This is a genomic window from Acinetobacter sp. WU_MDCI_Abxe161, assembly GCF_025514355.1.
Taxonomy (GTDB): domain Bacteria; phylum Pseudomonadota; class Gammaproteobacteria; order Pseudomonadales; family Moraxellaceae; genus Acinetobacter; species Acinetobacter pittii_E.
Genome location: NZ_JAHPTU010000002.1, coordinates 181,425 through 205,452, shown reverse-complemented (window position 1 = coordinate 205,452; position 24,028 = coordinate 181,425). Strand labels below are relative to the sequence as shown.

39 protein-coding genes are annotated in these 24,028 nt (G+C 37.9%); 29 read left to right on the top strand and 10 right to left on the bottom strand.

The window, feature by feature from the left end; translation table 11 throughout:
• Window positions 1-78 precede the first annotated feature (78 nt).
• The 3 genes from KTI78_RS02905 (at window position 79) to KTI78_RS02895 (ending at window position 1,060) form a co-directional block, all read left to right on the top strand.
• Complete coding sequence (locus KTI78_RS02905; protein ID WP_262445149.1) at window positions 79-423, top strand: hypothetical protein; 345 nt, start codon at window positions 79-81, stop codon at window positions 421-423.
• Between the two features lie 109 nt (window positions 424-532).
• Entirely contained in the window at window positions 533-646 is a 114-nt protein-coding gene (locus KTI78_RS02900) for a hypothetical protein (protein ID WP_239976348.1), read from the top strand.
• A gap of 93 nt (window positions 647-739) precedes the next feature.
• Complete coding sequence (locus tag KTI78_RS02895; protein ID WP_016141864.1) at window positions 740-1,060, top strand: hypothetical protein; 321 nt, start codon at window positions 740-742, stop codon at window positions 1,058-1,060.
• A gap of 289 nt (window positions 1,061-1,349) precedes the next feature.
• Here the strand turns inward: KTI78_RS02895 and KTI78_RS02890 are convergent, their stop codons facing one another.
• The 10 genes from KTI78_RS02890 to KTI78_RS02845 form a co-directional block, all read right to left on the bottom strand.
• The gene (locus tag KTI78_RS02890; protein WP_262445148.1) at window positions 1,350-1,598 is read right to left on the bottom strand and encodes a helix-turn-helix domain-containing protein; all 249 of its coding nucleotides are present in this window, start codon (window positions 1,596-1,598) and stop codon (window positions 1,350-1,352) included.
• The gene (locus KTI78_RS02885) at window positions 1,599-1,934 is read right to left on the bottom strand and encodes a hypothetical protein (protein WP_262445147.1); all 336 of its coding nucleotides are present in this window, start codon (window positions 1,932-1,934) and stop codon (window positions 1,599-1,601) included.
• A gap of 2 nt (window positions 1,935-1,936) precedes the next feature.
• Window positions 1,937-2,221: a hypothetical protein gene (locus KTI78_RS02880; protein ID WP_262445146.1), complete on the bottom strand. Its 285-nt coding sequence runs from the start codon at window positions 2,219-2,221 to the stop codon at window positions 1,937-1,939.
• Window positions 2,222-2,518: a hypothetical protein gene (locus KTI78_RS02875; protein WP_206237715.1), complete on the bottom strand. Its 297-nt coding sequence runs from the start codon at window positions 2,516-2,518 to the stop codon at window positions 2,222-2,224.
• Window positions 2,518-3,483, bottom strand: coding sequence for a hypothetical protein (locus KTI78_RS02870; protein ID WP_262445145.1), 966 nt, complete (start codon window positions 3,481-3,483; stop codon window positions 2,518-2,520). Before KTI78_RS02870 ends, KTI78_RS02875 begins: the two co-directional genes overlap by 1 nt.
• A 15-nt stretch (window positions 3,484-3,498) precedes the next feature.
• Window positions 3,499-4,209, bottom strand: coding sequence for a hypothetical protein (locus KTI78_RS02865; protein ID WP_262445144.1), 711 nt, complete (start codon window positions 4,207-4,209; stop codon window positions 3,499-3,501).
• An 11-nt stretch (window positions 4,210-4,220) separates the two neighbouring features.
• Window positions 4,221-4,544: a hypothetical protein gene (locus KTI78_RS02860; RefSeq protein ID WP_262445143.1), complete on the bottom strand. Its 324-nt coding sequence runs from the start codon at window positions 4,542-4,544 to the stop codon at window positions 4,221-4,223.
• Window positions 4,537-4,827 (bottom strand): hypothetical protein, encoded by a 291-nt coding sequence (locus KTI78_RS02855; protein ID WP_032052831.1) that lies wholly within the window; start codon window positions 4,825-4,827, stop codon window positions 4,537-4,539. Before KTI78_RS02855 ends, KTI78_RS02860 begins: the two co-directional genes overlap by 8 nt.
• On the bottom strand, window positions 4,827-5,267 hold the full coding sequence (locus tag KTI78_RS02850) for a hypothetical protein (RefSeq protein WP_262445142.1): 441 nt from the start codon (window positions 5,265-5,267) through the stop codon (window positions 4,827-4,829). The genes KTI78_RS02855 and KTI78_RS02850 overlap by 1 nt, the downstream gene beginning before the upstream one ends.
• A gap of 212 nt (window positions 5,268-5,479) precedes the next feature.
• Window positions 5,480-6,268, bottom strand: coding sequence for a LexA family transcriptional regulator (locus tag KTI78_RS02845; protein ID WP_262445141.1), 789 nt, complete (start codon window positions 6,266-6,268; stop codon window positions 5,480-5,482).
• Between the two features lie 129 nt (window positions 6,269-6,397).
• Between KTI78_RS02845 and KTI78_RS02840 the strand changes: the two genes are divergently transcribed.
• The 26 genes from KTI78_RS02840 (at window position 6,398) to KTI78_RS02715 (ending at window position 23,979) form a co-directional block, all read left to right on the top strand.
• Window positions 6,398-6,619, top strand: a complete 222-nt coding sequence (locus KTI78_RS02840) for an XRE family transcriptional regulator (protein ID WP_262445140.1) — start codon at window positions 6,398-6,400, stop codon at window positions 6,617-6,619.
• Between the two features lie 8 nt (window positions 6,620-6,627).
• Window positions 6,628-6,984, top strand: coding sequence for a transcriptional regulator (locus KTI78_RS02835; protein WP_086375913.1), 357 nt, complete (start codon window positions 6,628-6,630; stop codon window positions 6,982-6,984).
• A gap of 63 nt (window positions 6,985-7,047) precedes the next feature.
• Window positions 7,048-7,377 (top strand): hypothetical protein, encoded by a 330-nt coding sequence (locus KTI78_RS02830; protein ID WP_262445139.1) that lies wholly within the window; start codon window positions 7,048-7,050, stop codon window positions 7,375-7,377.
• Entirely contained in the window at window positions 7,374-8,309 is a 936-nt protein-coding gene (locus KTI78_RS02825; RefSeq protein ID WP_262445138.1) for a helix-turn-helix domain-containing protein, read from the top strand. The genes KTI78_RS02830 and KTI78_RS02825 overlap by 4 nt, the downstream gene beginning before the upstream one ends.
• Window positions 8,306-8,707, top strand: coding sequence for an endonuclease domain-containing protein (locus KTI78_RS02820; RefSeq protein ID WP_262445137.1), 402 nt, complete (start codon window positions 8,306-8,308; stop codon window positions 8,705-8,707). Before KTI78_RS02825 ends, KTI78_RS02820 begins: the two co-directional genes overlap by 4 nt.
• A complete protein-coding gene (locus KTI78_RS02815; protein ID WP_262445136.1) occupies window positions 8,707-9,105 on the top strand; it encodes an antiterminator Q family protein in 399 nt (132 codons plus the stop codon). The genes KTI78_RS02820 and KTI78_RS02815 overlap by 1 nt, the downstream gene beginning before the upstream one ends.
• A 23-nt stretch (window positions 9,106-9,128) precedes the next feature.
• Window positions 9,129-9,902 carry a hypothetical protein gene (locus KTI78_RS02810; protein WP_262445135.1) on the top strand — a complete coding sequence of 258 codons (774 nt, stop codon included), beginning with the start codon at window positions 9,129-9,131 and terminating at the stop codon, window positions 9,900-9,902.
• A 156-nt stretch (window positions 9,903-10,058) separates the two neighbouring features.
• Window positions 10,059-10,637, top strand: coding sequence for a hypothetical protein (locus KTI78_RS02805; RefSeq protein ID WP_262445134.1), 579 nt, complete (start codon window positions 10,059-10,061; stop codon window positions 10,635-10,637).
• 563 nt (window positions 10,638-11,200) lie between these two features.
• Window positions 11,201-11,875, top strand: a complete 675-nt coding sequence (locus KTI78_RS02800) for a DUF6988 family protein (RefSeq protein ID WP_262445133.1) — start codon at window positions 11,201-11,203, stop codon at window positions 11,873-11,875.
• A gap of 271 nt (window positions 11,876-12,146) precedes the next feature.
• Window positions 12,147-12,377 carry a hypothetical protein gene (locus KTI78_RS02795; RefSeq protein WP_262445132.1) on the top strand — a complete coding sequence of 77 codons (231 nt, stop codon included), beginning with the start codon at window positions 12,147-12,149 and terminating at the stop codon, window positions 12,375-12,377.
• A 57-nt stretch (window positions 12,378-12,434) separates the two neighbouring features.
• The gene (locus tag KTI78_RS02790; RefSeq protein WP_262445131.1) at window positions 12,435-12,614 is read left to right on the top strand and encodes a hypothetical protein; all 180 of its coding nucleotides are present in this window, start codon (window positions 12,435-12,437) and stop codon (window positions 12,612-12,614) included.
• 24 nt (window positions 12,615-12,638) lie between these two features.
• Window positions 12,639-13,115: a hypothetical protein gene (locus KTI78_RS02785; protein ID WP_262445130.1), complete on the top strand. Its 477-nt coding sequence runs from the start codon at window positions 12,639-12,641 to the stop codon at window positions 13,113-13,115.
• A complete protein-coding gene (locus KTI78_RS02780) occupies window positions 13,075-13,716 on the top strand; it encodes a putative metallopeptidase (RefSeq protein WP_262445129.1) in 642 nt (213 codons plus the stop codon). Before KTI78_RS02785 ends, KTI78_RS02780 begins: the two co-directional genes overlap by 41 nt.
• 61 nt (window positions 13,717-13,777) lie before the next feature.
• Window positions 13,778-14,254 (top strand): DUF2280 domain-containing protein, encoded by a 477-nt coding sequence (locus tag KTI78_RS02775; protein WP_262445128.1) that lies wholly within the window; start codon window positions 13,778-13,780, stop codon window positions 14,252-14,254.
• The gene (terL, locus tag KTI78_RS02770) at window positions 14,232-15,758 is read left to right on the top strand and encodes a phage terminase large subunit (protein ID WP_262445127.1); all 1,527 of its coding nucleotides are present in this window, start codon (window positions 14,232-14,234) and stop codon (window positions 15,756-15,758) included. Before KTI78_RS02775 ends, terL begins: the two co-directional genes overlap by 23 nt.
• An 8-nt stretch (window positions 15,759-15,766) precedes the next feature.
• A complete protein-coding gene (locus KTI78_RS02765) occupies window positions 15,767-17,101 on the top strand; it encodes a DUF1073 domain-containing protein (RefSeq protein ID WP_262445126.1) in 1,335 nt (444 codons plus the stop codon).
• Entirely contained in the window at window positions 17,046-17,855 is an 810-nt protein-coding gene (locus KTI78_RS02760; protein WP_262445125.1) for a phage minor head protein, read from the top strand. The genes KTI78_RS02765 and KTI78_RS02760 overlap by 56 nt, the downstream gene beginning before the upstream one ends.
• 80 nt (window positions 17,856-17,935) lie before the next feature.
• A complete protein-coding gene (locus KTI78_RS02755) occupies window positions 17,936-19,309 on the top strand; it encodes a HEPN domain-containing protein (RefSeq protein ID WP_262445124.1) in 1,374 nt (457 codons plus the stop codon).
• A 97-nt stretch (window positions 19,310-19,406) separates the two neighbouring features.
• Complete coding sequence (locus KTI78_RS02750) at window positions 19,407-20,603, top strand: DUF2213 domain-containing protein (protein WP_262445123.1); 1,197 nt, start codon at window positions 19,407-19,409, stop codon at window positions 20,601-20,603.
• An 18-nt stretch (window positions 20,604-20,621) separates the two neighbouring features.
• Window positions 20,622-21,092: a hypothetical protein gene (locus KTI78_RS02745; RefSeq protein ID WP_262445122.1), complete on the top strand. Its 471-nt coding sequence runs from the start codon at window positions 20,622-20,624 to the stop codon at window positions 21,090-21,092.
• 2 nt (window positions 21,093-21,094) lie between these two features.
• Window positions 21,095-22,075: a DUF2184 domain-containing protein gene (locus tag KTI78_RS02740; RefSeq protein ID WP_262445121.1), complete on the top strand. Its 981-nt coding sequence runs from the start codon at window positions 21,095-21,097 to the stop codon at window positions 22,073-22,075.
• Between the two features lie 12 nt (window positions 22,076-22,087).
• Complete coding sequence (locus tag KTI78_RS02735) at window positions 22,088-22,459, top strand: hypothetical protein (protein WP_262445120.1); 372 nt, start codon at window positions 22,088-22,090, stop codon at window positions 22,457-22,459.
• Between the two features lie 9 nt (window positions 22,460-22,468).
• On the top strand, window positions 22,469-22,852 hold the full coding sequence (locus tag KTI78_RS02730) for a DUF4054 domain-containing protein (RefSeq protein ID WP_262445119.1): 384 nt from the start codon (window positions 22,469-22,471) through the stop codon (window positions 22,850-22,852).
• Window positions 22,853-22,861: 9 nt separating this feature from the next.
• Window positions 22,862-23,053: a hypothetical protein gene (locus tag KTI78_RS02725; RefSeq protein WP_262445118.1), complete on the top strand. Its 192-nt coding sequence runs from the start codon at window positions 22,862-22,864 to the stop codon at window positions 23,051-23,053.
• 7 nt (window positions 23,054-23,060) lie between these two features.
• The gene (locus tag KTI78_RS02720; protein WP_262445117.1) at window positions 23,061-23,543 is read left to right on the top strand and encodes a hypothetical protein; all 483 of its coding nucleotides are present in this window, start codon (window positions 23,061-23,063) and stop codon (window positions 23,541-23,543) included.
• A complete protein-coding gene (locus tag KTI78_RS02715; protein WP_262445116.1) occupies window positions 23,536-23,979 on the top strand; it encodes a hypothetical protein in 444 nt (147 codons plus the stop codon). Before KTI78_RS02720 ends, KTI78_RS02715 begins: the two co-directional genes overlap by 8 nt.
• Window positions 23,980-24,028: the final 49 nt, after the last annotated feature.

Genomic DNA, 24,028 nt, shown 5'->3' with positions numbered 1-24,028 from the left:
CTTTACGCATTACCAGTATTTATTTACATTTAATAAGGTTAAGTATATTTAAAAGATTGTTGCAGTATTACTAAGCCTATGAAGTTAAAAATTCTAACCCTTACTATCAGCACTTTAATGCTACTTGGTGGTTGCACAAAACAAGCAGAACCTGAAGCAGCGGAAGTTGATTATAAAGCCCAATTTGAAGAGTCAGATCGTAAAATCGGAGAGTTTTTAGATCAGTTAGATAACCCAAATACACCTCAAGACGTTAAAGTCAAAATTTTATGTCATGACTATCCTGAGGTTTATAAAACTCAATACATGCCCGCTTTAATAAAAATTTCGCCTAAACCTTATACTGAAGAAAAGTTGTTATCTGATCTGAAAAGTGCAACCGACTACTATAAGAATGCTTTCGGGATTAAATGTAATCAATAAATTTAATTATTTTGTCTCAAAAAATCCGATAAGTGTGAATTGATTGGCATTATTGACTTGTGATAAATTTTCTTTTGTCTTAAATAAGTAATAGTTTGGGGATCAAGATATGGAAATCTTAAAGTTCTTACAGAGTTTTAATACGGTTGGAACCTATTTAACCATTGCATCAACCATTTTAGTGGGTCTTGTTATTTATTTTTATATAATTAATCCCGCATAAAACTCTTTCAAAGAAATAGTGATCAAATCACTATTTCTTTTTTATTAATAAGATTCTTTAATTAATTTAAAGTTATAAAAATAAGGTAGGTGTATGAAGTTTAAACTATTTTTTCTTAGTTTTTTGGCTTGTGGTTGTTATGCGGATGAAACGGTAAGTGATCCGCAAATTTGCAATGTAGTAAGAAAGGTTGCTTATACTGTGATGGAGGCACGTCAACAAAAAGTTCCATCTGAAGACTTGCAGCAAATAGCGAATGGCCTAGAAGATCCAGAAGCAAAACAACTTTATCAAGATTTAATTAATTCTGCTTATTCTGCCAAAGTATTTAAAACTGGTTTCTTTAAAAGAAAAGCAATAGAAGATTTTCAGACAGCTTGGTATGAACAGTGCTTGAACAACAATGAAAAATAAATGCTCCGAAGATGCCGCTGCATGTGTCGTTACCCTGAACCCGATGAGTTCTCGGGTAACAAGGGTTTTATAGCAATATGAAACGATACTAGAGTATTTAAAAACATATGAAAAGTATTTTTAAGTATTTGTATTTTAATTAAAATACCTGAAAAAATACTAAAGTGCATCTCATGATACGATAATATACTTTATTTGCCTACTATCTGCCTATTTTATCTAATTTGCCTATTTTTATTGGTTTTTAGCCTATTGTTTGCCTACTAAATTTTTACAATAAAAAAGGCGGTTAAACCGCCATTTGTGATGTTGATTGGATGCGCTGCCGTTCTATATAAGCTAACACATCTGCTTTTTTATAAAAAATTTTTCGATAGTGAACTTTTGAAAAGGGGATGCCGCCACCTTCACAACGCTTTTTCTGCAACCATGAAGTCGAAACATCAAGGATAGCTGCAATAGATTCTGGTGAAAATTCTGCATCATCGTTAGCGGAATTGAACTTTTCAATTTCAGCATCTTTATCAACAACTTTCATTTATTTTTTCTCCACAATCGTTTTAGGCTTTGCCCACCAAAGAATAGGACCATCATCAGAATCAAAAGCTGCTATTAGAAAAACATCTTCAGTTGGAGCTTGAGGTTTCCATTTTGACCAGTCGGCACAGTCTGATTCAGGAATTTCAGGAATATCCCAATAATCCAATCGCTCAATAAGTATTTCTACACCTAGGTTTTTTTGAAGCTGTACCCATTGCTCCTTAGTATAAAATTCTGAATTTTCACTGATAGTGTCATGCTGCTCTATATCAGGATGGAACCAGTTACTATTTAAATCATTTGGCACTTCAACCGGTTGAATTTGGTATGACATTTTTAGTTCCTCAATTCATTGCGTTCTTGTTTCAAACGCATCACTAAATTATTCAGGGTAACGTTCACTGTCTTTTCAAAATTCTTAGTTGATTGAAACTCAGCAAACTGAGACAGAGCTAAACCAAAAATGTGATAAGCAAATACTTTTGCTGCTTCAGGATTATTTTTAAGTAGCTCTTCAGTACTTGGGCAAATAATATTTTGAAAGATATGAGCTGCTACTTCAGCTGGTGTGCCTTCAATACGGTTAGGGTTCAAATTTACTTCACCAATAACTTTACTCATTCACGCCACCATCTTATAAATACGTTTAACTTCATGATTCAGCTCATCCATTGCAGAGCGACCTTCCTTGAAATATTTCAAAAGCATTAACTTGTAGCGCTCTTGAGCTGCTTTGTTCATCTCACCTTTGTCGGTCAAGGTAAGGGTGGCTTTATTGCCTTTAATCAGGTTCACGCCGTGCGGTGTGCCTCTTCCGCGATAACCTGCATTCACATTGAAAACAATGAACTTCTCGAAAAGCTGCTGGGGTAGCAGCTTTGGCTCGAATAGAAACTCTGGAGTAATCTGTTTCGACATTAGAAAGGTTTCTCCAGTAGGTAGTCTGGTTCGTTAGATGGTGGGTTTTCTAATTCAGCTCTACGCTTTCTTACGTATCCCATTAGCTTTGGTTGAATCTGTGGATCACGAGCTGCAACATCAATTTCAAGTGCATCAAGTGTTGTAAGGTCTGGTGCAGTCTGGATCTGAACCATTAATGATGGTGGTTCATTAGCTGGTGCCTTAGCTTTTTCAAGTTCTTCAAGTCGCTTGTGAGTAGCAAGAAGGAGAGGCTCCATTTGTTTGTCAGACCAAGTGCGCGTATAGCGATAAACTGCATTTACCTCTTCAGGTTTTTTTGACTCCCTAACTCGTTGCAGTAAGGTATCAAGTGTCTTTTGATATTCTGGATCTATTTTAGGCTCGTTAGCTTCTGGAACTAACAGATCCTCAGATGTGGTGACATTAGTTTGCTCTGTAATAACAATTGCTTGTTTATTTTCTTCAGCGATAACTTCAACAGGCTTTTCTATAGCTACAGGCTGTTCAGCCTTTGCTTTTTTACCTCGTTGTTTTTTAGGCTCATCTCCAAGGCGAACAACACTTAGATCATTATTGATTTCAAAACCGAGAACTTTTGAAAATGCTTTTAATTGAAGCTTGGCATTTTCTGCGTCACGTTGAACAAATCCTCTTTTAATTGCTTCAGTGAGTGCAGCGGTTTCAAATCCTATGATATAAATCGAAGGGAGATATGTATTGATAACAAAAACATCCTGACCCGCTTCATATTCATCAATAGTCAAAGGCTTCGTGAAGGTAATACCCGCCAGTTCAATAGTTTCGATTTTGATGCAGAATTCAAAACCCGGTTTAACAAATACAGAAACAGGGAATTGCTGTAAATCTTCGAAGTCCAACATGCCACCAGCAGAACGACAAAGAACAGTTTTACCCTTTTGAAGAGCTGCAAATGCTTCAGTAGCGTTTAATAAATTAGACATAAATAGCTCTCCTAATTAGTGATGTAATGACTGTGCTTGTTGAGTAATGTTTTTAGGTGCCCAACCCATTTGATCTGCACGTGCTTGGCATGCTCTAGTAATTCCAGATTCATAAGTAGTGCCTTTAAACTTCTTAATTGCCGCATTTAAAATGTTTGTATCAGGTGCATCTTTTATTGCTTTCAAAGCATCTTGATAAAGCTGGTCCTGAGTACGTTGAGGCTTGTGACTATGCGCTTGTGGCTCATTTGTTGGGAAAGCTTGATCAAAATTATTAAGATACTTACTACCATCAAAGTTGCCTAAGTAGACATCAGCGGCAACACCAATCGCTTTAAATGCAACACCTAAAGCATCAGTAACTGCTTTCTTGAAACCTTCATCATTAGCACTAATTCCATTTTTGTTTTTATCAACAATTGTGGATCCGCCAATTCCTGAGAATTCCTCACCCCAAACGCCATCTAGTTTGGTTTTTACAGCTACTTCGGCAAAAGCCATGACACTGCCATCTGTGCAAGACTCTGACCATAATTTAACGATTCTGTATGTCCAGCCATGACCAACAGGGCCAAATGCTTGAGTCATAGCCATTAAACGCCATTGAGGGTTAATATCCGATTTACCTTTCAAATAACCAAACTCAATTTTTTTAAGAAAATTAGTAGGTGTTTGTTTAACTGCATTCCAGATATGTAAGTTGTCTTTTGAGTTTTCAGTTGTCATTTTTCTTATCCTTATCTTGAGCCAGTGAAGCCGCGCTTAGTTTTATAAGCTTTGCGGTCAATTGATGAGATGTGCGAGTTACCAAGATCCATAGCTAGCTTTTTCTTGCGTTGAAAGCTGATCTCTTGGGTAAGTACTTCCCAAACTTTCGGATATTCAGATTGGAACTTAGCTACGTCTAAAGGCGTCTTAACGTTATCTTTAACTTTGTAAAGAACGGTGCCGTTTGCATTAGATGCATAAACAGTCCAGCCAATACGCACCGAATAAATGCCTGTGTTATCTCGGCCTAAGTAAGACTTGTACCCATCAGGGTGTTTTTTAAAATTAGTCATGATTAGATCCCTCACATTCACATGAGCCAACAAAGGCATAAGTAAGCGGGCCGGGAGCTCCTGCAGGAGTGACATCCTTAATATTTAATGGAATAAGTTCCTTTCGATATTTAACTAAAACCACATCGCCTTCGCGGCACTCAACAATTCCTTCTCTCGAAGAAAAACGAGCAGATTTAGAAGTTTGCGTTACTTTGCAAAACGAAACTTCATCACCAGCTTTAATTTCTGAACGATCAACAGGAATAACTTTATTGCAGGTAGGGCATTTATAATTTTTCATCAGATTGCCTCCACCCACTTATTACGATCAATGTAGCCAACCAGAAGGGTATTAATGTTTCTGTGGTCATCACGATTGGTAAAGTCATTGAATGGCTTGCCGCGCAAGTCTGTTACTGACTCAATGGCCAAGTTGGTAATTTCAGCAGCTGTAAAGTCAGATCCTGCTACGCCGTAGCTATCTTTTACGCCTTGAAAATCAAAGCCCACTTTTAGCTTAAAGCCATCAATACGTACTACAGCTTCACCTGAGTTTTCACCCGTTTTGGTTGCAGCTAATAACTGATATTCAGAGGCAACTACTTGTTCACTTTCGTAGTTGTAATTAGAAGGGACGCTAGAATTAGCGCTACGATATTCACAAGAACCAAGGGCTACAAGTACAGCAATTGCTGTAATGCCTGTTACCTTATGCTTGTGTGGAATTACTTTTGCATTCATAATTGATCTCGCAGTTTGCAAAAGCACATCGGAAGGTAGAAGAGTCGATGTGCTTTTTTGTTGTCTGTGAGAAAAATATACCTGCAAGGTAAAATAAAGTAAATACCTGAGAGGTGAAATTTATCTTTAAATTCTTTACTTCATAGGTAGAATTAATAAAAGATAATAAAAAGCCCACAAAAAGTGGGCGTAAAATTTGATGTTTTAAAATCCTAATTGGCTTGGGGATGATGCTGTCTATGTTGACTAGGAGGAACAATATCAGTAATTGCGGTTATGCTTTCAACTTCATCCATGTCAAATGTAAGTCTTTCTCCGCCATTTACAGCTAATAAATTTAAAACATTATTGTGAATACCAATAAACTCTTTAATTGTGCATCTACCATCTTTTAAACAAACCTGAACGAATTCAGTTGGCGTTAATTCTGCATCTGGGTCACATACAACGTACCAGCCATTTCGTATAGCTGGGTACATAGAGTCACCAGTGCCTTTAATTGCGTATGAACGATCACCTGCAGTATGAGTCGGAATATATCCATCACCTGCATTACCATCATACCCCATATCTGTAAAGTAACCGTCCATCCCCATTTTGCTGTAAGCCTTTACTGGAACCCATCTTTTTGAAATTACAAAAGGTTTTTCTACAGTTCTAGAGAAAAGAACTGCATCTTCACTATCAGGAATATTATATTTTTTCTTAAAAGCTTCTATATCTATTTGCTTAAAAACAGAAGCAGAATTTACTTGATCTTGAATTTCACTTTGATTATCAGATTGGTCTAAATAACCACGAGGCTTATTAAAGGCTTCTTCAATTTTTATAGCAGTTTCATCGCCAATGTTCTTGGTTGGGTTCTTTCCAATATATTGACTCAACAACCCATAAGCCATTTCGATTCTTTCGGCAAATTCAGAACGAGTTAGCCCTGTTTCTTTCATTAATTTCCTTGTATTACCAAGTCTAATTTCATGAATAGTCTTTAATTCATTCATTTTCCAATTCACCTCTAGCGCTGAACTCAAAAATACCTAATGGGTAGAAAAAATAAATACCCTAACAGGTTGTATTTTATTTACCTTGTGGGTATATTTATTGAATAAAATTACCAGTGAGGTGTATTTATGCTTACTCTTCATAGCTATTGGCGAGGACTAAGTGAGAGTGACCGTCTCAAATTCTGTAAAGAAGCAGAAGTTTCATATGGATACATGGAAACCCATTTAATCCATGCGCGCAAAAAACCACGAATGGAAACCATTCAAAAAATGGTTAACGCAAGCAATCAAAAACTAACTCACGAAAGCCTATTTGATTTCTTTTTAGGTACATCAAAAACAGCTTAGGAAACACCATGAGCAAATTATTAGTCGATCTATCTGCAAGTGCCAGAAATGACGTATCGCGAATTTTGCAGGCACTTGCAACAAATAAGAATGTAGAAATTGCAGAACATTTAAATGTAGACGCAAGCACATTGTCGCGAATGAAAAACGACAAGAAAAATAATGGCTTGACTGAAATTGAGGGCTTTTGCGAACTCTTGAGTTGCTTAGGTTTGAAAGTAGTTCCTAAAGATTATCAAAGCATTGATAAAGAGCGGGTAGCAGCACTCTTAGTTATGTCTAAAAGTTGGATGAACCGTATTGAAACAGTTGACGACTTATTTCATGACGAAATCAGTGGTCAAAAGGAAAAGCTTGGATATTAAAAAACCACTACCTGCGCGAACAGGAGTGGTTAGTAATTCAATTACTGGCTAGAGGAATCGAATATGCAAACTAATTTATCAAATCAAACGACTAAAGACAATCTGCTCGAGCAAAAGCGTCAGCAAAGTTATCAGTCGTGGCATGAGCCTGCTTTGAGAACTTTATCTGGTCTACTAGAAGTTCGTAAGAAAAATTTGGCACGCCAAAATCGTGATGAGAAAAATGCTGCTGTTACACGTGAAGAGTTTATGCAAGCACTGATAGATCAACATGGCAAACATGGTATTTATCTCGGCCATGCTGGGCAAATTATCTCAAGTTTGTATCGGTCTAAACGCATTCGCTACTTAGGTAGCACTTTCATTCAGATGAATGAAGAGGGGAATCAATGAGCTTAGACGCATCCATTTGGGCTTTTAAAGCAGAGGTTAAAACCTCTAGCCAAAGACTTGTACTATTAGCTTTAGCTGATAGAGCTGGTGAGTCTCACAAGTGCTACCCAAGCATTAAACGTATGGTTAAAGATACTCTTCTCAACCGTAAAACCATTATCAAAGTTTTAGACGAACTTGAAGCTGGATCTTTTATTAAATTCACGGGTGAAATAACTGGAAATGGCGTTAAGGTTTACCAGTTAATTGGTGTGATGGGCCGTGAAGAAAATGATTTAACCAATCCCAAAAAGGGGACTAGTACCATTAACGGAACTAGTTCCAATTTCGGTACTGGTTCCAAAAACGGTACTAGTACCAATAATGGGACCGCAACCAGTCCCAAAAACGGTACTGAGACCAGTCCCAATATTGGGACACAGAACCTATCAAGGAATCTATCAGATGAATCTATAAATAAAAAAACATGGTTGAGTTTGAAAAAGCTTGGTGAAGAAATTCGTTTGGCAACTGATCAGGAAACTTACGAGCAGATCAAAAACGCGTCTTGGTTCGATCGTGAGTTACGAGCATTTGAACTTTACAACGCCGAAAAGAATCTTTGTGATGAACTCATGCATTACCACTTTGCAGATTGGTTAATCAACGCATGTGGAAAATACCAAGCACGTGAACAGATTAAAAATTCAAATAATGGAACACAGGTTCGAGTCCCGCAGGGGGAATCAAATTCACTAAGTTCAAAACAGATTTACTCATTTGCTCAAAAACTTTCTGTTCATCCTGAGTTTGCAAGCAAATACGCTGAAGGTAACGAGAGCTATGAACAACTGGCTGCACGTATCGCGGTAAAACTTGCCGATCCTGAGCAACAAAAAAACTTGATGCCTTACCTCATTCAGGTTGGTTTCAATGGAAAGGGGGCTGCATGACATCAATGAGCCTTGCTGAATATCGTGAATTATTTCCTATTCAGAAAAATAAAAAGCGTCGTTCAGCAAAGCAAATCCGGGAATCAAGTGTGGGGGAGGTTTTATTAGCAACACATCTTAAAGCTTGCAAGATTGATTTTGAACAGGAATATAAATTCCACCCGAAACGAAAGTGGCGGGCGGATTTTTTAATTACGGGTAAAAAGATTTTAATTGAGGTGGAGGGCGGTATCTGGAGTGGTGGACGACATACAAGAGGTAAAGGTTATTTGGGGGATATGGAGAAATACAACGAAGCGGCAATGATGGGTTTTACAGTTTTACGGTTCAGTACAGAGCAAGTTAAAGCGGGCGTGGCGATTAAACAAATTGAGCATTTGGTGGGAGATAAAAATTGATGAATTCCAAAGTTAAAATTAAACCGACAATTAGAATGATGCAAAATGAGCTTGCACAATGGGGGAAATGGGCTCGAAACGCCTCATTTAATCCTAGTGAGTTAAGTTATAAATCACCAAGTTTAGGGTTAATGCGACTAAAAGAGGGATTTAAATCTAAAGGTATTCAAGTTACTTTAAGTGATGATGCACTAGTTGCAGTTGATCATTTAGTAATGCAGTTAAAACTATCTCGTCCAGACTTATACCAATGGATTGAATTTCATTATTTAAAAGGATATCCAATTGTTGTTTTAGCTGCACATACAAAAGTTGATCGAAGAAATATTGATAAGTATTTGTTAGCTGCAGAAACATGGCTAGATAGTAGACTTGAATCTATTTGCCAAAATCTATGAAAATTAAGTTATGGGGATAATTGATGGCAGATGAAATTTCAGTAATTCAAGCAACAATTGAAGCCGCACAGATTCAAAAATGGGGAACTATTTGGGGTGCAATAATTGGAGGTATCGCTATTGGAGTTGGCGTATATTTCTCTTGGAGAACGTCTTTACATTTGCAAAAAGAAGCAAGACTGGCTGAGACGAGGAAAAATGTTTATTTAGAACTTGTCGAAAATTATTCAAAAATGATTACAGGATTTCAATCATTGCTATCAGATTTGGATCAAAATTGGGATACACAGAAAAAACTAGTTCTTGATTTTAGTACAACAATTGATAAGGCTGCGTTCATTTGTGAAACTTCAACTAAAGAACAAATATATAAATTTTTAGAAATTTTTATAGAAAATTTTCGTGATTTGCAGGAAAAAATTAACCCACTAATAGTTAAAAAAAGAGAAATTGATAAATTAGTTTCTATGAATACCAGATCTATGAATTTGTTTGATATTGCTTCTAACGAATATGAAAATATTAAATTATTTGGGGAGGGTGTTGAGCGTATCCCTAAAATAAAAAATTATTTTGATGAAAAACTCAAAGAATCTGAAGGCTATATAAATTCTATGAAAAAAATCGGTGAAAATATTAAAAATGAATCAAAAGAATTAAGTCCACTAATAACCAAGCTAATAAATGAATCAAATAAGAATGCGAATAAAGTTGTTCATTTATTAAGAAAAGAATTAGGAGCTAAGACAGATATAGAGTTAGATAAAAAATTACAAACTTTAATGATAATCGAGTAAAAATATTGAATTGCGCGCAGAGATATGGCATATTTGTGATATGGTGTGACGAAGTTATAAGTGTTGCACCAAAAATAATTTAAAGCTCGCCAAAAGGTGGGCTTTTTTGTTTCTATGTACCTTGATGTATTATGTAATTTTTCAAAGGGGTATAAAGTGGATAACTGTTCCTTTCTAGAATATTTCAAGGCCTTCACACCATTTATAATTGCTTTTATCGTTTACATTGTTTGGCATTTTCAAAAGAGTAATGAAGTTCTGGCTAATGAATCAAAAAACTTAATTGTACAAATAAATGAAACTATGCTCCTAGCAAGTGAAGCAATGGATTTGTTGAGGAATGCATATATAAATTATGAGAAAATTCCTGATGGATTAAGCTCTTTAAATAGCAAATTATCTGACTTTAAAATAAAAATTCATACCACTACTGGAACTTTAAGTTTTTTAAGTGAAGCTATTGGGGATAAAGAACTTGAAGACTTAAGTTATGAATACTGGAATAAAATGAATACAATTTATAATGGTTTTGATTTAGAAATGAATAAAGTTGAAAACAGAGTTAGATTTCAAGAAAAAGATGATGAATACATTATTATGCAATATAACAACGTGGCAGATATTTCTAATAAAATAAAAAGGTCATATATGGGATACGCAATGTATAGAAATTCTTGGCTTTTGAAACAAACGGGAAGGGTTAATGTGAAAATTATTAAAAGAAAAGAAAAGTAATAGTTTTTAACCCTGACTTGTATTTGCGCAATGCGAGTCAACTAGCCGAACGTATTTCGGCATATGAAACCCGCCTAAGTATCGATTATTGGCGGGGCTTTTTATTTTTTCAAAATTAAGGTAATTTAAGGACTTAACTCATAAAAGGGTAATAAAATGATTAATGATTTTAATGCAGATCAAGCTCGTGCTAACTCTAATCAAGTAGAGCAACTATCTCGTGATTTCATATTAGATGAACTTCTTCAATCAGCAAAAAATATGTCTCTAGCGAAGAATAATTTCGCATCATAAGAATACCACACAGCACAGTTATATCCACGTTTGATTGAGGAGGTAGTGGCAGAGCTTGAGAATCGTAAATTCACTGTTGAGACTATCCCTAATCAAGATGGTAGAAAAATAACCTTCAGACTATCTTGGTAGTTTAGCCGCCTTTAGGCGGTTTTTTTATGGGTAAAATTTATGAAAAATGAAGTCGACCTTCATGTTCATCTAATGCCTCCAGTATAATTTTTAACTTATAATCTGATTCAATTATAAAATTTTAGATAAGTAAATTTATGGAACGGGGAATACTTTTAGAAAAATCATTAAAAATGATCTTGGAACTTAAAGAAGAGATCATAAACAGCACAATGATTGATTGCGGTCCACGATTAGATTTGGTTGAGCAATGTATTTATATTTCATTTGAGCATGGAATTGGGGTGAATACTTTATTGACGTTAGATATGCCAATTCAAGCAATGGTCTTATTCCGTTCACAGTTTGAGTCTGCCGTAAGGGCCTATTGGCTATTGTTTTGTGCAACTAATATTCAAATTTCTAAATTAAGTTTTGGCTATACTTTTGAAGAGCAGTTTATCAAAGACACATTTCCTATGTTAAGTGAAATGTTGGATATGCTGCAGAAACTTGTTTTACCTGCTAAACCAGTAATTAATATGTTTGCTGAATTTAAAAAGTATCATCTCAACCAACTGAACTCATTCGTTCATACGGGTAAACATTCTTTTACGCGCGATGAAATAGGATTTGATGAGAATCTAGTGATGACAATAATGAGACAATCTAATAATTTAATCACAGCTTCATCACAATTAATATTGGCACATACTGTTCCCGATAAGCAGAAATTCATCCACTTATTGATTGAAAAATATCGGGACTGTTTCTTTATGCAGGAAGATTTAGATCCTAAAATGAAAGCTAGAGTAGAAAATTATTTCACCTGAGTTTATGACTTTAATTATTACTAACCAGAGCCACGCAAAGTATCAATTATTGGCTGAGCTTTTTTTTGGTTTCTAGCTTACACCAAATTATATTAAACGCATGAGTTCTGCTAATTGCTGAGGCAGGTTAAAAGTTCTAATCTCATATATGCTAAGCACCAAACGCTTAGGATTTCAGGTTTTGTGGAATTCACATAGCTCATTTCTAAATAGGGAATGAGCTTTTTTTATTTATGTTATAGTCCAGCTTGAATAAAAACTGGTTAGAAAAATGTATATCTGTATTGGCGGTGATTTGGACGGTGAAGTTGTAAATAACCGTGAAGGTACATACTTTGAAGCTTGTGAATTAGATTCAAGCAAACAATCAACCTATAACCGTCAGAGTTATATTGTTGGTGAAAATACTTATAGATTTTGGCTTTGTGCTGAACTTCCTTATTCTGAAACTACAAAAATCGCCAATAAGTATCTAGCCGAAAAATACCCATATCTTTCTTAATTTAGAACTTATACACAGAAGCCCGCCATTTGGTGGGCTTTTTCTTTTGGAGCATGTATGACTGAATTTCAAAAAAACATAAATGAGATTAGACAGCTCCAAACAGAGCTTAATCATTTGGGAAGCTGTACAACAAAAGGTTTAACACAAAACGAAGTCGCTCAATTAGATGAGCGATTTTTTTTGACCATTACAAAGCAAAATAAGTTAATTGCCCGTCTCAATAATAAGCCTTAGGGGTTTCTTTAAAAGGTCTTAGGTATGGACAGTAAAGATTATTTTTGGCTAACAAGAAAAAAAGAGCCCAAAACAAAACCTAAAAGCAGACCATTGCCTAAAGCTACTCAAAAATATCTAGAAGCTGAGGAAGAATTTACTCAATCCTTAGATGTTCTGGAAATTAAATACGAAAAGAAGTTTCAAATTAAATCAACGAAGCACTGGCGATTTGATTTTCATTTAATAGAGCATCGTATTTTAGTTGAAATTGCTGGAGGTCCTTGGTCAGGTGGCCGAAAGGGTAAGCTTAAGAATAAAGCTTGGAGTCTTGATCGTTACGACGTAGCTGAGGAGATGGGCTATACAGTAATTCGTATAGAGACAGCTTCTCGATGCAGGATCGATGATACTGGGCCATTACAGTTAAGAACTGAATACGCTAGTGAGTGGCTCAAAAACTTGAAGAGGCAAATATTTAATGGATCAGATCAGACCATTCCCGCAACTAGACTTTATTGATCAAGCTGAAGAAGAGGAAGCAATCCGTTTAATACCGGCACCAGATTTAAAGAAATGGGTTATTGCTAATTTTCTTACGCTCGGTGGTCCTCTACACAACCCGGACCATGACCATATCGCTGAGCTGCTTCATGACAATGAAGAGTTTCTAGCATTTGCTTGGGCTTCTTCTGCGTATACGCGAGCTAAGCGTATGGTATTAGGCCAATGTGAAAAGGTTATGTTTCAACAAGGCGGCTGGAAGAAAGCTCGCCAAGAACAACAAATGCGGGATTGGTTCGGATTTGTGCCGACATACTTAATCACTATCGACGCTACCTTTTGCGATAAAGCCAATGATAGTGAATTCTGCGCTTTGCTAGAACATGAGCTCTACCACATTGGCGTAGAGCGTGATGAAGACGGTGAGATTATTTATAGTGATCATACTGGCTTACCAAAGCACTATTTAGCTGGTCACGATGTGGAAGAGTTTATCGGTGTGGTCAAACGCTGGGGCGCAAATGAAAACGTTAAGCGCCTAATTGAAGTCGCTAAAAACCCGCCGTTTGTTTCTGATTTAGATATATCAAAATGCTGTGGAAACTGCGTTATTACATGATGAGCCTTAGGGCTCTTTTTTTTGGCTATTTAGGTTGACGTAGGTTGACAGGATTGAGGATATGGCGGCTCTAAAAAAAGAGGTAAAACTCTTTATAGTTCGCTCACTTGCCGTATTTAATACACCCACAGAAACTGCTGAGCTCGTCAACCAAGAATACGGGGTAAAAGTAACAAAACAGCAGTGTGAGAAATACGACCCAACTAAACGGGCAGGTGAGAACCTAAGCGAAGAGTTAAGAGTTGATTTTGAAAAGACTCGCGAAATGTTTTTGGGTAAGCCTGAGGCAATCCCCATTGCAAATTTAGCGGTGCGTTTGCAGCGTTATGAAAGTCAATATCAAAAGCACAGTAGAAATCGGGTAGCAGCTCTAAGCATTCTTAAGCAAGCTGCAGAAGATATGGGAGGAAAGTACACCAATAAGACAGAGTTTACTGGTGCAGATGGTCAGCCACTCAACCCTGAGCATGTTACCCATGTCGTAGCAACGCCTGAACAAATAAGGCAGGCAATGGATGAACTCGAAACTAAATACTAACTTGCTTGAAATGCAGTTAGAGCAAGAGCGCTGTGAGAAAGAACATTTATTCTTTACACGGCGTTTTTTCTTGCCTCGCATGGGCTTTAAGTTTTCGGTCAATTGGCATCATGAATATATTGCCGACAAGATCGACGAGGTTATTGCAGGGAAGGTTAAAAACTTAGTTATTAACGTTCCACCCGGAAGCGGTAAAACTGAATTACTTACAAACCTTATTGCCCGTGGTATTGCCCGTAATGCTCGATCACGCTTTTTGTATTTGTCTTTCTCACAGTCACTTGTAGAGGATGTATCTGCAACGGCTCGAAATATTGTTAAGTCAGAAGACTTTCAGAATTTGTGGCCTGTAAAGATTTCTACCAGTACAGACGCTAAGTCTAGTTGGAAAACCACAGTCGATGGCTATGACGCTGGTCATGTTTATTCTGCATCAATGGGTGGGCAGGTTACAGGTCGCCGTGCCGGTACATTAGCGGATGAAGGATTTACCGGTGCGATTATTCTGGATGACCCCTTAAAACCTGAGGATGCATTTAGCCAAACAGCGAGACGTAAAGCTAACCGTAAGATACTAAACACGGTCAACTCGCGTAAAGCTAAATCGGACACGCCAATTATTCTGATCATGCAGCGTTTGCACGTTGAAGATCCGACTAACTTTGTAATGACTGGTAATGTGCCTGGTGAGTGGGAGCAGATCAGTATTCCTGCGCTTATTGATGATGAATACATCAGTAAGTTGCCTGAAAAAATACAAAGCAAAATTCCACGTAATGTTGAGCGAGATGCGAAAGGCCGTCAAAGCTATTGGCCATTGAAAGAATCATTGCAATCGCTATTGCAACTCGAACAAGGCGGACAGGATAAAGACGGCGCTACGGTATCGCGATATACCTTTGCAAGCCAATATCAGCAAGCACCGAAAAAGCTTGGCGGTGATCTTGTTAAGGCTGAATGGTTCCCACGTTATCTTGATTTACCTGTTCTTAAATGGCGGGCTGTATGGGCAGATACAGCACAGAAGGTCAAAAAGCATAATGACTTTTCAGTGTTCTTATGTGCTGGTCTTGGCTATGACAATAACCTTTACATCATTGATGTGAAGCGCGGCAAATGGGAAGCACCTGAGTTATTGAAGGAGGCTAAAGCCTTTATCAATAAGCATAAGGACAGTAACACCAAAATCGGCAAGCTGCGTTACATGGCTGTAGAAGATAAGGCGAGTGGTACTGGATTGATTCAATCTATATCTAGAGAAACTACATTACCTATTAGGGCAATTCAGCGTGATGAGGACAAGCTGTCACGGACAATGGACGTCATTCTTTATGTTGAAGATCAGCGCGTTTGGTTGCCTGCAAACGCACCATGGTTATTGAACTACATCGAAGAAATCGAAGGACTCACCGCTGATTGGTCACATGATCATGATGACCAGTGGGACCCGACCATTGATGCGATTAATGATTCATTAGCTAAAAAGCCAACTGTATTTGATTAGAGGAAATTATGACTGAAAATAAAAAGTCCGATGCAATTGGCGATGCAGGGGCGTATACAAACTTTGTCTCAAATATTGGTACAGATCGCGATAAGGCATCACATGGATCATTCGTTAAGAAGACTATTCCAGATGAACAATTAGAGGCGGTTTATCAACATTGGTTAGCCAAACGAATTGTGAACCGACCAGCAAGTGACATGCTCCGAGCTGGGTGGTTCTATGAGGGAATTCAGGATAATGATTTAGAGAAGCTTAAAGAGGCGTGTAAGACTTTTAATTTAGATGGGATTCTCTTGTCTAGCTTGGTTCTTTCACGCTTATATGGCGTTTGCTACGTTCTTCTAGGTACGGTGGACGGCGGCAACTTAGATCAACCTTTCGATTTAAACAAACTAGGTGTTGGTCGTTTAGAGTTTTTTACGGTACTCAAGAAAAAGCAGATTGAAGCCGATACTTCAAAGTATTTACCGCCAAATGAAGCAGGCGGGCTTTTAAAGCAACCTGAGTTTTACAAGCTTAAGCTTGATGGCAAATCTAACCAACGGATCCACCACACACGCTTAATTAAATTTGGCCATGCAGATGTGGTCAATGAAGAGCCTGTAAGTGTTTTACAGGAAGTTTATGAGGATCTACTTGATCATGCTGCAGTTAAGAAAGCGACCGCTAGTTTAGTCCATGAATCAAAAATTGATGTGATTAGAACACCCAACTTGGTCGATAAGATCAAAGAAGACATGAAATCTGTAGCTGAACGTTTTCTTAGTGTCGGATTGCTTAAGGGCTTGAACGGTATGATCGTCTTAGATAAAGAGGAAGAGTATGACTCTAAATCTTATAGCTTTGGTGGTTTACCTGATCTTATGCGTGAATATTCGATTCAAACTTCTGGTGCTGCCGATATGCCATATACCATTTTATTTGGCCAATCACCTGCAGGAATGAACGCAACTGGTGAGCATGACACTCGGAACTATTACGACAGTATTGCTACTAAGCAAATATGGATGTTAAAGCCGTTCATGCTGAAGCTTTTAAAAGTTATTTGTCAAGCTACATTTGGTCGTCTGATTCCAAGCTTGGATGTTGTATTTAACCCGCTATGGCAGCTAGACGCTAAGGTTCGCTCTGAAGTTGAGAAAGCTAACGCAGAACGTGACGATAAATATCTTCAAATGGGCGTCATTACCGAGCCGCAAATAGCGAAGCAGCTTGTTATTGACGGCGTTTATTCAGTGATCGATGAAGATCACATCAAAGAGCTTGAAACAATGGTGAAGCCGGATGACGACGATAATTCAGATCCTGAAACCACACCTCCAGCAGGCGAAGAAACGTAAGAAAGGGCGAAAAGCTTCTAAACCTAGAGCCGTGCACGTAAATCGCCGTGTAGAGCTCTATTACACACGGCAATTGCTTGCTATTTCAAAATACTGTCAGGATCAAACCAAGGATCTAGTTATTCCAACGGTTGGCCAAAACATTGGTGATGCTTGGTTCTCTGACATGATGACGGCGTTTAGAGAAAAGCTCACAAAATATGTTGTTGAGGTTTCCCGACCGTTGGCCACAAAAGTTGTGACTGATACTCAAAAGGAAGTGGACAAGCAAATTGCAGAGCACACCAAAACAATTATTGGTGTGGATCTAACGCCATTTTACCGAGCTGCTGATATTCAAGATGAGGTAGATCTAAACATTACTGCAAACGTCAGTTTGATTAAGTCTATTCCTCAGCAATACGCCGATAAGCTTGAAGTTCTAATCACCAATGCTTTGCAGACTGGCCAGACAAATGAAGAGTTGGCCAAAGCAATTAAGCAATTGGGTTTATCTACTGATTATCGTGCACGTCTTATTGCTAGTGATCAGATGGGTAAGATTAACGGCCAAATCAACCAAGCCAGACAGCTTTCAATGGGTGTTGAGACATATGATTGGCAAACGTCTAAAGATGAAAGGGTAAGGCCGTTGTGCCGTAGTCACCAAGGAAAGACTTTTAGATGGGATTCGCCGCCAGATGGAGGGCATCCCGGACAAAAGGTTCGCTGTCGTTGCACGGCGTTGCCTAACTATGAGGATATATTAATTTAATATTAAAATTAGCAATTAACTGTTTTAGTTAGAAAAATTTATCGATATTATAAAGGTGATTTAATAGTTCGGAACTAAATGTGGAACTTAAACAAATTGCTAATTTATTAATTAAAGAATTATTTGAATTTAATATTGAAGACTTTGATGGTGAGGAATTTACTGGTTTTTCAACTGGAAAAAATGGTATTCAATGTCAGTTTAATAAACAGTTTAGAATTTACCTTGCTCAACTCTCAGAAGGCTTATTTCCAAATTTTGACAAGCCAATTGGAATTGAAGAAAAACAATTTAGAAAAATTTTAGAAAGATCAATAGTTAATATTTTTACCGAGGATGGTTTTAATATTGAAGACCATAGTTCTAAAGAAAACTTAAAAAAAATACGTTTAGAGTTGAAAGCACTAATAAATGAACTTAAAGATGAGTATATTCATTATATACCTGCAAAAACTGTTCAATTAGAACTTTCTAAATCTATAAAAATTGGTGATGTAGAAATTTATTCAATTGAAAATTGGCTAAATATTGTAGATTATTCAGAAAAAGCTAAAGAAAACTATTATGGAAATACTGAGCATAATAAACAATGGAAAGAATTAGTAAGAAGAAAATTAAAAAATGAGGAAGTAGAATTAAATGGTATTGCTAATGATATGTTCAAATTTATTGAGGGGAATAATGCAATTATTAAAATTACTGTAAAGGGATACGAAAAAGAATTATCACAAAGAGTTGCTAATATTTTAGCGAAATCTGCTTTAGATATGATTTCCTTGTATTTAGGCGGACTTCCTGTATTTTACAAGCAAATCTTGCATTTAGAAAGAAGCTTACCAACACGTACATATACACTTCAAAGTAATGGGAAATATTTAAATGGTCTAGGATTCCATTTTGGAAAACATGTAAGACCAATATTCAAGAATGAAAACCATCGTAATGAAAATAGAGAAGATTTAGAGGAATTTTTATCTTATTTCAAAATTATTTTTGATGGATTAACTGATAAAAAGAATTGTAAGTTTCCTAAACTGGCAAATAAATGGATTTTTGCATTGAGTTGGTATGCTGAAGGAGTAAGAGAACCAAATGATGCAATTGCTATTACTAAACTGGCAAGTTGTTTAGATACTTTAAGTCATGGAAGTAAAAATAATGGTATTAAACAGCTAATATGTAATTTATTTAATAAAGAAGATAATCAAACTTTATTTAATTGTGAGGGTAATAAAACAATAAGTATTCATGAGTTCTCTAAGAGAATTTATGAAGATGGGCGTTCAAGAATACTGCATGGTACTATCGATAACTTTCTGGAATCTTTTCACGATGATAAAGAAAGATTGATAATGGTAGGTAGAATAATACTTTTAGAATGTGCGGTAAGACTCAGCACATATGAGGGAGATGATTCAGAACATGCTTTTAAGACTATGAAAAGAAAGAATTAACTACCTAAATAATTTAGTTTATATAAATGAAAATATTTAGACGAAATATTTTTAATCATCAACCACCTTCGGGTGGTTTTTTTATTGAGCGCAATTTATGAAAAACATTTACCTCTTCAAGGTAGGTGACTTTGCGCCAAGTGAATCGACACGCTCATTTACCAAAGAAGGGTATCTGAAATGCGTCAATGTTCGCTTAGCTAAAGCGCCTCAGGTCCGTCAGTACTACGCCTATGAGTTCCCGTCTTTAGAGGGATATTCAGCAGACCAGATTATTAACATCTATACGCCTGCAGAAGAGCTCTTTAAACCTGAAACGATTGCAAGTTTCAATGGCGTAGATGCTACTGACTATCACCCACCTAAAAATGAAATTAATGCCTCTAACTGGAAGGATTATCACATTGGTTATTGTGACAACGTCCGACAGGAAGGTGATTATCTAGTGGGTGATCTGCTCATTAAGGACAAGATCAGTATTGACCTTATTCAAAATAACGAGCGCATTGAGATGTCGCTTGGCTACGGGGCCATGTTAGTTGTTGAGCAAGGTACAGCACCAGACGGTACGCCGTACCAAGCTAAATTTATTAATTTTAATGGTGATCACATAGCTCTCGTTAAGTACGGGCGTTGTGGTGGTGATTGCCGAATCGGTGACGAAAAGCAGACTCCAAAGGGGAAAACAATGGAAGTAACAGTAAACGGTATTCGTTTTGACATTGGCGATAACAAGCCCTTGGCGGATGCATTAAAGCAGCAACAAGAGCATCTGGAAAACTTGAAGGCTGCAAAACTTAAAGTCGGTGATAAACAATTTTCTATCGGTGATGAACTAAATGCAGTTCAAGCAGTGGTAGATCAATTGCATACCGAAAAAACCACTCTTGAGCAAAAAGTGGGAGATCTGGAAAAGAACCAGATGACTCCAGAAAAGGTTGAGCAAGCCGCTGCCGAACGTGCTGCTGTGATTGCCGATGCTAAAGCATTGGTGCCAACGGTAAAAACAGAAGGTTGCACTTGTGAGCAAATCAAGCGCGATGTAATTGCAGCCAAAGCGGGTGATGCGTTAGTAACAGCTTTAATGGGTAGCGTTGCTGTAGGTGATGCAAAGCCAGATCAGATCGATACAACTTTCCGCGCATTGTCAGCTGTAAAAGGAACTCATCCATCTAACCCGGTGGCCGATGCACTTAACCATCAACAAAACATTAATGCAGGGGATGGCAAACCTGCTGGTGGTGAAGAGAAGAAAACCAACAACAAAAAAGAAGCTTGGAAACAGAGCTTCTAAGTTTCTGGAGAAAAGAGAATGTCATTAACACCTCAAGCAATTCCGGGTATGCGAGCTCGTCTCCATATGCCCGAAGAAATCTTATCTTTGGCGGTCGCTGGCACTACAGTGTTAAGCGATGGAGAAGTAGCTGTTCAATCAGCAGATGGTAAAACCGTAAGTGCTGTAACAGATGCTACCAATACAAAATTTGGTGTGGTTGTTTTTCAGCATGTAGGTAAGTCGGGAAAAAATGCTTTAGGTAAAGAAGCCTATCAAGCCAAAGACTGCGCACCGATCATGCAGATTGGTTCAATCTGGGTAAAACCCACTGCACCTGTAATTGATATCAAGGCAAAGGTGTATGTCCGTACCTCGAACCCAACAGCACAAGCGCCGTTAGGATCTCTTTCATCTGCAGCATTAGATTCTACTGAACTACCTAATGCCTCTTGGGAAACCATCACAAGTCCTGATGGTTTAGCAATCCTTCGATTACGTGGAGCATAAAAATGTCAAAACAATTAGAACAAATGAAAATTCGCTTATCGGCGGTTGCACATGGGGTGCAAATTGCCGTTGGTGATGCTTTTAATTTAGATAACTTTGCCAAGTTGCTTTTAAAGCTTGAATCAATTGATGAAATGACGCCGCAGCTTGCTGAAGCTCAAGCGTACGCGAAGTATTTACCAATCGAAGGTTTAGAAGGTGCGGTCATTGGTTCTGCAAGTGTCTTACAACGTAAGAAAGGTGTTGGACGTGGTAAACGCTTCTCAGGTCAAGGTAATGATGTGCCATTGGCAGAGGTTGTATACGATGAAGTAAAACTCACCGTACAGCCGGGTGTTATTGGTTACGAAATTAGTATCTTTGATGCGGCAGCAGCATTGAAAGCAGGTATCCAGTTAACTACAGACAAAGTTGCTGCTGCTCGTTTGGCTTATGAAAACCATATGAGTGATGTTGCATGGTTTGGTGAACCTGAAACGGGTTTACTTGGTTTTTATAACCAGACTGGTGTAGAGGTCATTACTTCAACATTAGATTATGCAACCGCTACAGTTGAAGCTGTTCTTGCAGACATTAACAAGGCGATTAAAGGCGCTACCAATGCTTCAAAGTTTGATAGCAGTGTTCAACCAGATACTTTCGTGATGCCTGAAAATAAGTTCACGATTTTAGCAAGCCGTATTGTTCCAGACTCTGCTGGTAAAACTTTCCTTGAATACATTAAGGAAAAGAATACTTTTGCAATGCAAGGTAAAACACTAACGTTTACTTCTGAAAGCACGTTAGAAGGAAAAGGCGAAGGTGGTACAGACCGCAGCATTATTTATCGCCGTGATCCAAGCTGTATTACTTTCCGTTGTAATGAACTGGAATTCTTGGCAGCTCAACCTATCAATTATGTGATGCGTACACCAGGACACTATATGTATGAAGGTGTCTATTTAAAACGTGTCGATTCTCTCCGCTACTACGATGTTGAATAAGGAAAACTAAACATGCCAAAAATTACTTACAGCGGCTCTCAGGCCGCTTTTTCTTTTGATGGAATTCAGGTCGGTAAAGGCCAAACAGTAGAAGTCAGCGCCGAGGATTTCACACGTATTTCTAAAGGGAAGGCTTTTAAGTCACTTGTAGAAAAAGGTGATCTTGAAATTCAGGAAATCCCAGATGATGAGCCAAAAGGTAAAACTGGTGGTCGTGGTGGTAAAGGCGGCAAATCAAACGATGCAGCAGGTGAACAGCAAAAGGCAGCTGATGAAGCTGCTTTGGCCGCCGTGAAAGCTGAATTAACAAAGCTTGAAGTAACGTTCAGTGATGATGAAACACTAGAGCAACTACAGGCAAAGTTAGCTCAGGCTAAGGAATAAGGCAGACATATGGACGTACAAACGTTTCGCCAGAAATTCTCTACCGATACGACTTTAGTCAGTTTGCCTGATGCAAAAATTCAGGATGCATTAGAAGAAGCAGATCTGGTCGTATCTCAAATTGAGTTTGGCGCATTAAAGGAACGTGCTGTAGGTCTGTATGCAGCACATATTCTTAAAGTAGGTATTGCAAGCGGCAGTGGTGCTGCTTTTGGTACCGCCTCGAGCATGACTATCGCGGGCCAAAGTGTGAGTTATTCTCGATCATCGAAAGAAGCTTTCTATGATCTCAGCATGTATGGCCAGCGCTACCTTGCCTTAAAAAATTCAATTCCAATTGATGATGAAGGTACAAACCCTAACCGTTTAGGCGTTGGTGCTTTTGTCGTATAGGAGATACCCATGCCTTTTAAATATCAGGCACCAGAAGGTTACAAGCCAACCAAAATCGTTATTGCCGGGCAAAACCTAGATATCAAAAACGGTGTTTTAGAATCTGATAATGACATTATCCATATTTTAAAGCCTTTAGGTTTTGAACGCTTTGTCGAATTTGTTGAGCCAAAGAAATCGGCAGCATCTGCTAAAGAGTAATTAAGCTATGAGCGATTATCGTGTTGATAGCCAAGTCAACTTTGATGAGATGAATAATCGCGTTAGGTTTGAAATAAGACGCACGATTAACGCTCTTACTTTGCGCTTACAGCGGATTATTCAGGAAGATATGTTGAGTGGCCAAAGGCTGAATGTACAGTCAGGCCGCTTGCGTGGATCCGTTTCTTCTAAAGTGGATGAGGATAAGGATTCGATAGAGGGAACGGTGGGAGCTGGTGGCGCTTTAGTGCCATATGCACCTGCACATGAGTTTGGTTTAAATGGTTCTTTAGGAGTTAAAGCACACCTAAGAACAATTAAGCAGGCTTTTGGACGACCTATATCACCAGTTCAAGTCAATATTAAAGCTCATTCAAGGAATGTACGTTTTAGAGAATTGCGCTTTATGCGTGATTCACTGGATATCGTGGCCAAGATTGTGCCGAAAAATATTGATGCAGCAATTGAGCGGGGTTTAGCAAGTGGATAGCGAAGCAATCTATCAAGCGTTGTTTGATCGATTAAGTACAAAAGTAGAAGGATTGATTACCGTAAGTCGCCGTTTACGTCACTTTAACCATGTAACGCCAGAACAGCGACCAGCGATGTTTATCACACAAGGTAATCAACAAGAAGTGCCGGTACATGGTTTAGATTCAAAAGTTGAGCTAGCCGCAGAGGTTTATCTCTATATCCATGAGTCGGATACTGCAAAGCCTCCATCATCACAGATGAATATTTTTATTGATCGTGTACGTGAAGCTATCAAACCTGAACATCCAGAATTTAGCGAATATCAAACCCTAGGTGGTTTGGTAGAGCACTGCTGGATCGAGGGCACAGTAGAAGTATATGAAGCGGTAGAAAACATGCTGGATGATCAGGCGATTGCCATTATCCCTATCCGGATCCTCACCACTAACTAACAAAATATTCATTTTATGACCGCCTCGATGGCGGTTTTGTCATATTAGA

Bases quoted from the DNA above. Each gene is read 5' to 3' on its own strand.
- KTI78_RS02905 (WP_262445149.1), top strand. From the start codon at position 79: ATGAAGTTAAAAATTCTAACCCTTACTATCAGCACTTTAATGCTACTT.
- KTI78_RS02900 (WP_239976348.1), top strand. From the start codon at position 533: ATGGAAATCTTAAAGTTCTTACAGAGTTTTAATACGGTTGGAACCTAT.
- KTI78_RS02895 (WP_016141864.1), top strand. From the start codon at position 740: ATGAAGTTTAAACTATTTTTTCTTAGTTTTTTGGCTTGTGGTTGTTAT.
- KTI78_RS02890 (WP_262445148.1), bottom strand. From the start codon at position 1,598: ATGAAAGTTGTTGATAAAGATGCTGAAATTGAAAAGTTCAATTCCGCT.
- KTI78_RS02885 (WP_262445147.1), bottom strand. From the start codon at position 1,934: ATGTCATACCAAATTCAACCGGTTGAAGTGCCAAATGATTTAAATAGT.
- KTI78_RS02880 (WP_262445146.1), bottom strand. From the start codon at position 2,221: ATGAGTAAAGTTATTGGTGAAGTAAATTTGAACCCTAACCGTATTGAA.
- KTI78_RS02875 (WP_206237715.1), bottom strand. From the start codon at position 2,518: ATGTCGAAACAGATTACTCCAGAGTTTCTATTCGAGCCAAAGCTGCTA.
- KTI78_RS02870 (WP_262445145.1), bottom strand. From the start codon at position 3,483: ATGTCTAATTTATTAAACGCTACTGAAGCATTTGCAGCTCTTCAAAAG.
- KTI78_RS02865 (WP_262445144.1), bottom strand. From the start codon at position 4,209: ATGACAACTGAAAACTCAAAAGACAACTTACATATCTGGAATGCAGTT.
- KTI78_RS02860 (WP_262445143.1), bottom strand. From the start codon at position 4,544: ATGACTAATTTTAAAAAACACCCTGATGGGTACAAGTCTTACTTAGGC.
- KTI78_RS02855 (WP_032052831.1), bottom strand. From the start codon at position 4,827: ATGAAAAATTATAAATGCCCTACCTGCAATAAAGTTATTCCTGTTGAT.
- KTI78_RS02850 (WP_262445142.1), bottom strand. From the start codon at position 5,267: ATGAATGCAAAAGTAATTCCACACAAGCATAAGGTAACAGGCATTACA.
- KTI78_RS02845 (WP_262445141.1), bottom strand. From the start codon at position 6,268: ATGAATGAATTAAAGACTATTCATGAAATTAGACTTGGTAATACAAGG.
- KTI78_RS02840 (WP_262445140.1), top strand. From the start codon at position 6,398: ATGCTTACTCTTCATAGCTATTGGCGAGGACTAAGTGAGAGTGACCGT.
- KTI78_RS02835 (WP_086375913.1), top strand. From the start codon at position 6,628: ATGAGCAAATTATTAGTCGATCTATCTGCAAGTGCCAGAAATGACGTA.
- KTI78_RS02830 (WP_262445139.1), top strand. From the start codon at position 7,048: ATGCAAACTAATTTATCAAATCAAACGACTAAAGACAATCTGCTCGAG.
- KTI78_RS02825 (WP_262445138.1), top strand. From the start codon at position 7,374: ATGAGCTTAGACGCATCCATTTGGGCTTTTAAAGCAGAGGTTAAAACC.
- KTI78_RS02820 (WP_262445137.1), top strand. From the start codon at position 8,306: ATGACATCAATGAGCCTTGCTGAATATCGTGAATTATTTCCTATTCAG.
- KTI78_RS02815 (WP_262445136.1), top strand. From the start codon at position 8,707: ATGAATTCCAAAGTTAAAATTAAACCGACAATTAGAATGATGCAAAAT.
- KTI78_RS02810 (WP_262445135.1), top strand. From the start codon at position 9,129: ATGGCAGATGAAATTTCAGTAATTCAAGCAACAATTGAAGCCGCACAG.
- KTI78_RS02800 (WP_262445133.1), top strand. From the start codon at position 11,201: ATGGAACGGGGAATACTTTTAGAAAAATCATTAAAAATGATCTTGGAA.
- KTI78_RS02795 (WP_262445132.1), top strand. From the start codon at position 12,147: ATGTATATCTGTATTGGCGGTGATTTGGACGGTGAAGTTGTAAATAAC.
- KTI78_RS02790 (WP_262445131.1), top strand. From the start codon at position 12,435: ATGACTGAATTTCAAAAAAACATAAATGAGATTAGACAGCTCCAAACA.
- KTI78_RS02785 (WP_262445130.1), top strand. From the start codon at position 12,639: ATGGACAGTAAAGATTATTTTTGGCTAACAAGAAAAAAAGAGCCCAAA.
- KTI78_RS02780 (WP_262445129.1), top strand. From the start codon at position 13,075: ATGGATCAGATCAGACCATTCCCGCAACTAGACTTTATTGATCAAGCT.
- KTI78_RS02775 (WP_262445128.1), top strand. From the start codon at position 13,778: ATGGCGGCTCTAAAAAAAGAGGTAAAACTCTTTATAGTTCGCTCACTT.
- terL (WP_262445127.1), top strand. From the start codon at position 14,232: ATGAACTCGAAACTAAATACTAACTTGCTTGAAATGCAGTTAGAGCAA.
- KTI78_RS02765 (WP_262445126.1), top strand. From the start codon at position 15,767: ATGACTGAAAATAAAAAGTCCGATGCAATTGGCGATGCAGGGGCGTAT.
- KTI78_RS02760 (WP_262445125.1), top strand. From the start codon at position 17,046: ATGACGACGATAATTCAGATCCTGAAACCACACCTCCAGCAGGCGAAG.
- KTI78_RS02750 (WP_262445123.1), top strand. From the start codon at position 19,407: ATGAAAAACATTTACCTCTTCAAGGTAGGTGACTTTGCGCCAAGTGAA.
- KTI78_RS02745 (WP_262445122.1), top strand. From the start codon at position 20,622: ATGTCATTAACACCTCAAGCAATTCCGGGTATGCGAGCTCGTCTCCAT.
- KTI78_RS02740 (WP_262445121.1), top strand. From the start codon at position 21,095: ATGTCAAAACAATTAGAACAAATGAAAATTCGCTTATCGGCGGTTGCA.
- KTI78_RS02735 (WP_262445120.1), top strand. From the start codon at position 22,088: ATGCCAAAAATTACTTACAGCGGCTCTCAGGCCGCTTTTTCTTTTGAT.
- KTI78_RS02730 (WP_262445119.1), top strand. From the start codon at position 22,469: ATGGACGTACAAACGTTTCGCCAGAAATTCTCTACCGATACGACTTTA.
- KTI78_RS02725 (WP_262445118.1), top strand. From the start codon at position 22,862: ATGCCTTTTAAATATCAGGCACCAGAAGGTTACAAGCCAACCAAAATC.
- KTI78_RS02720 (WP_262445117.1), top strand. From the start codon at position 23,061: ATGAGCGATTATCGTGTTGATAGCCAAGTCAACTTTGATGAGATGAAT.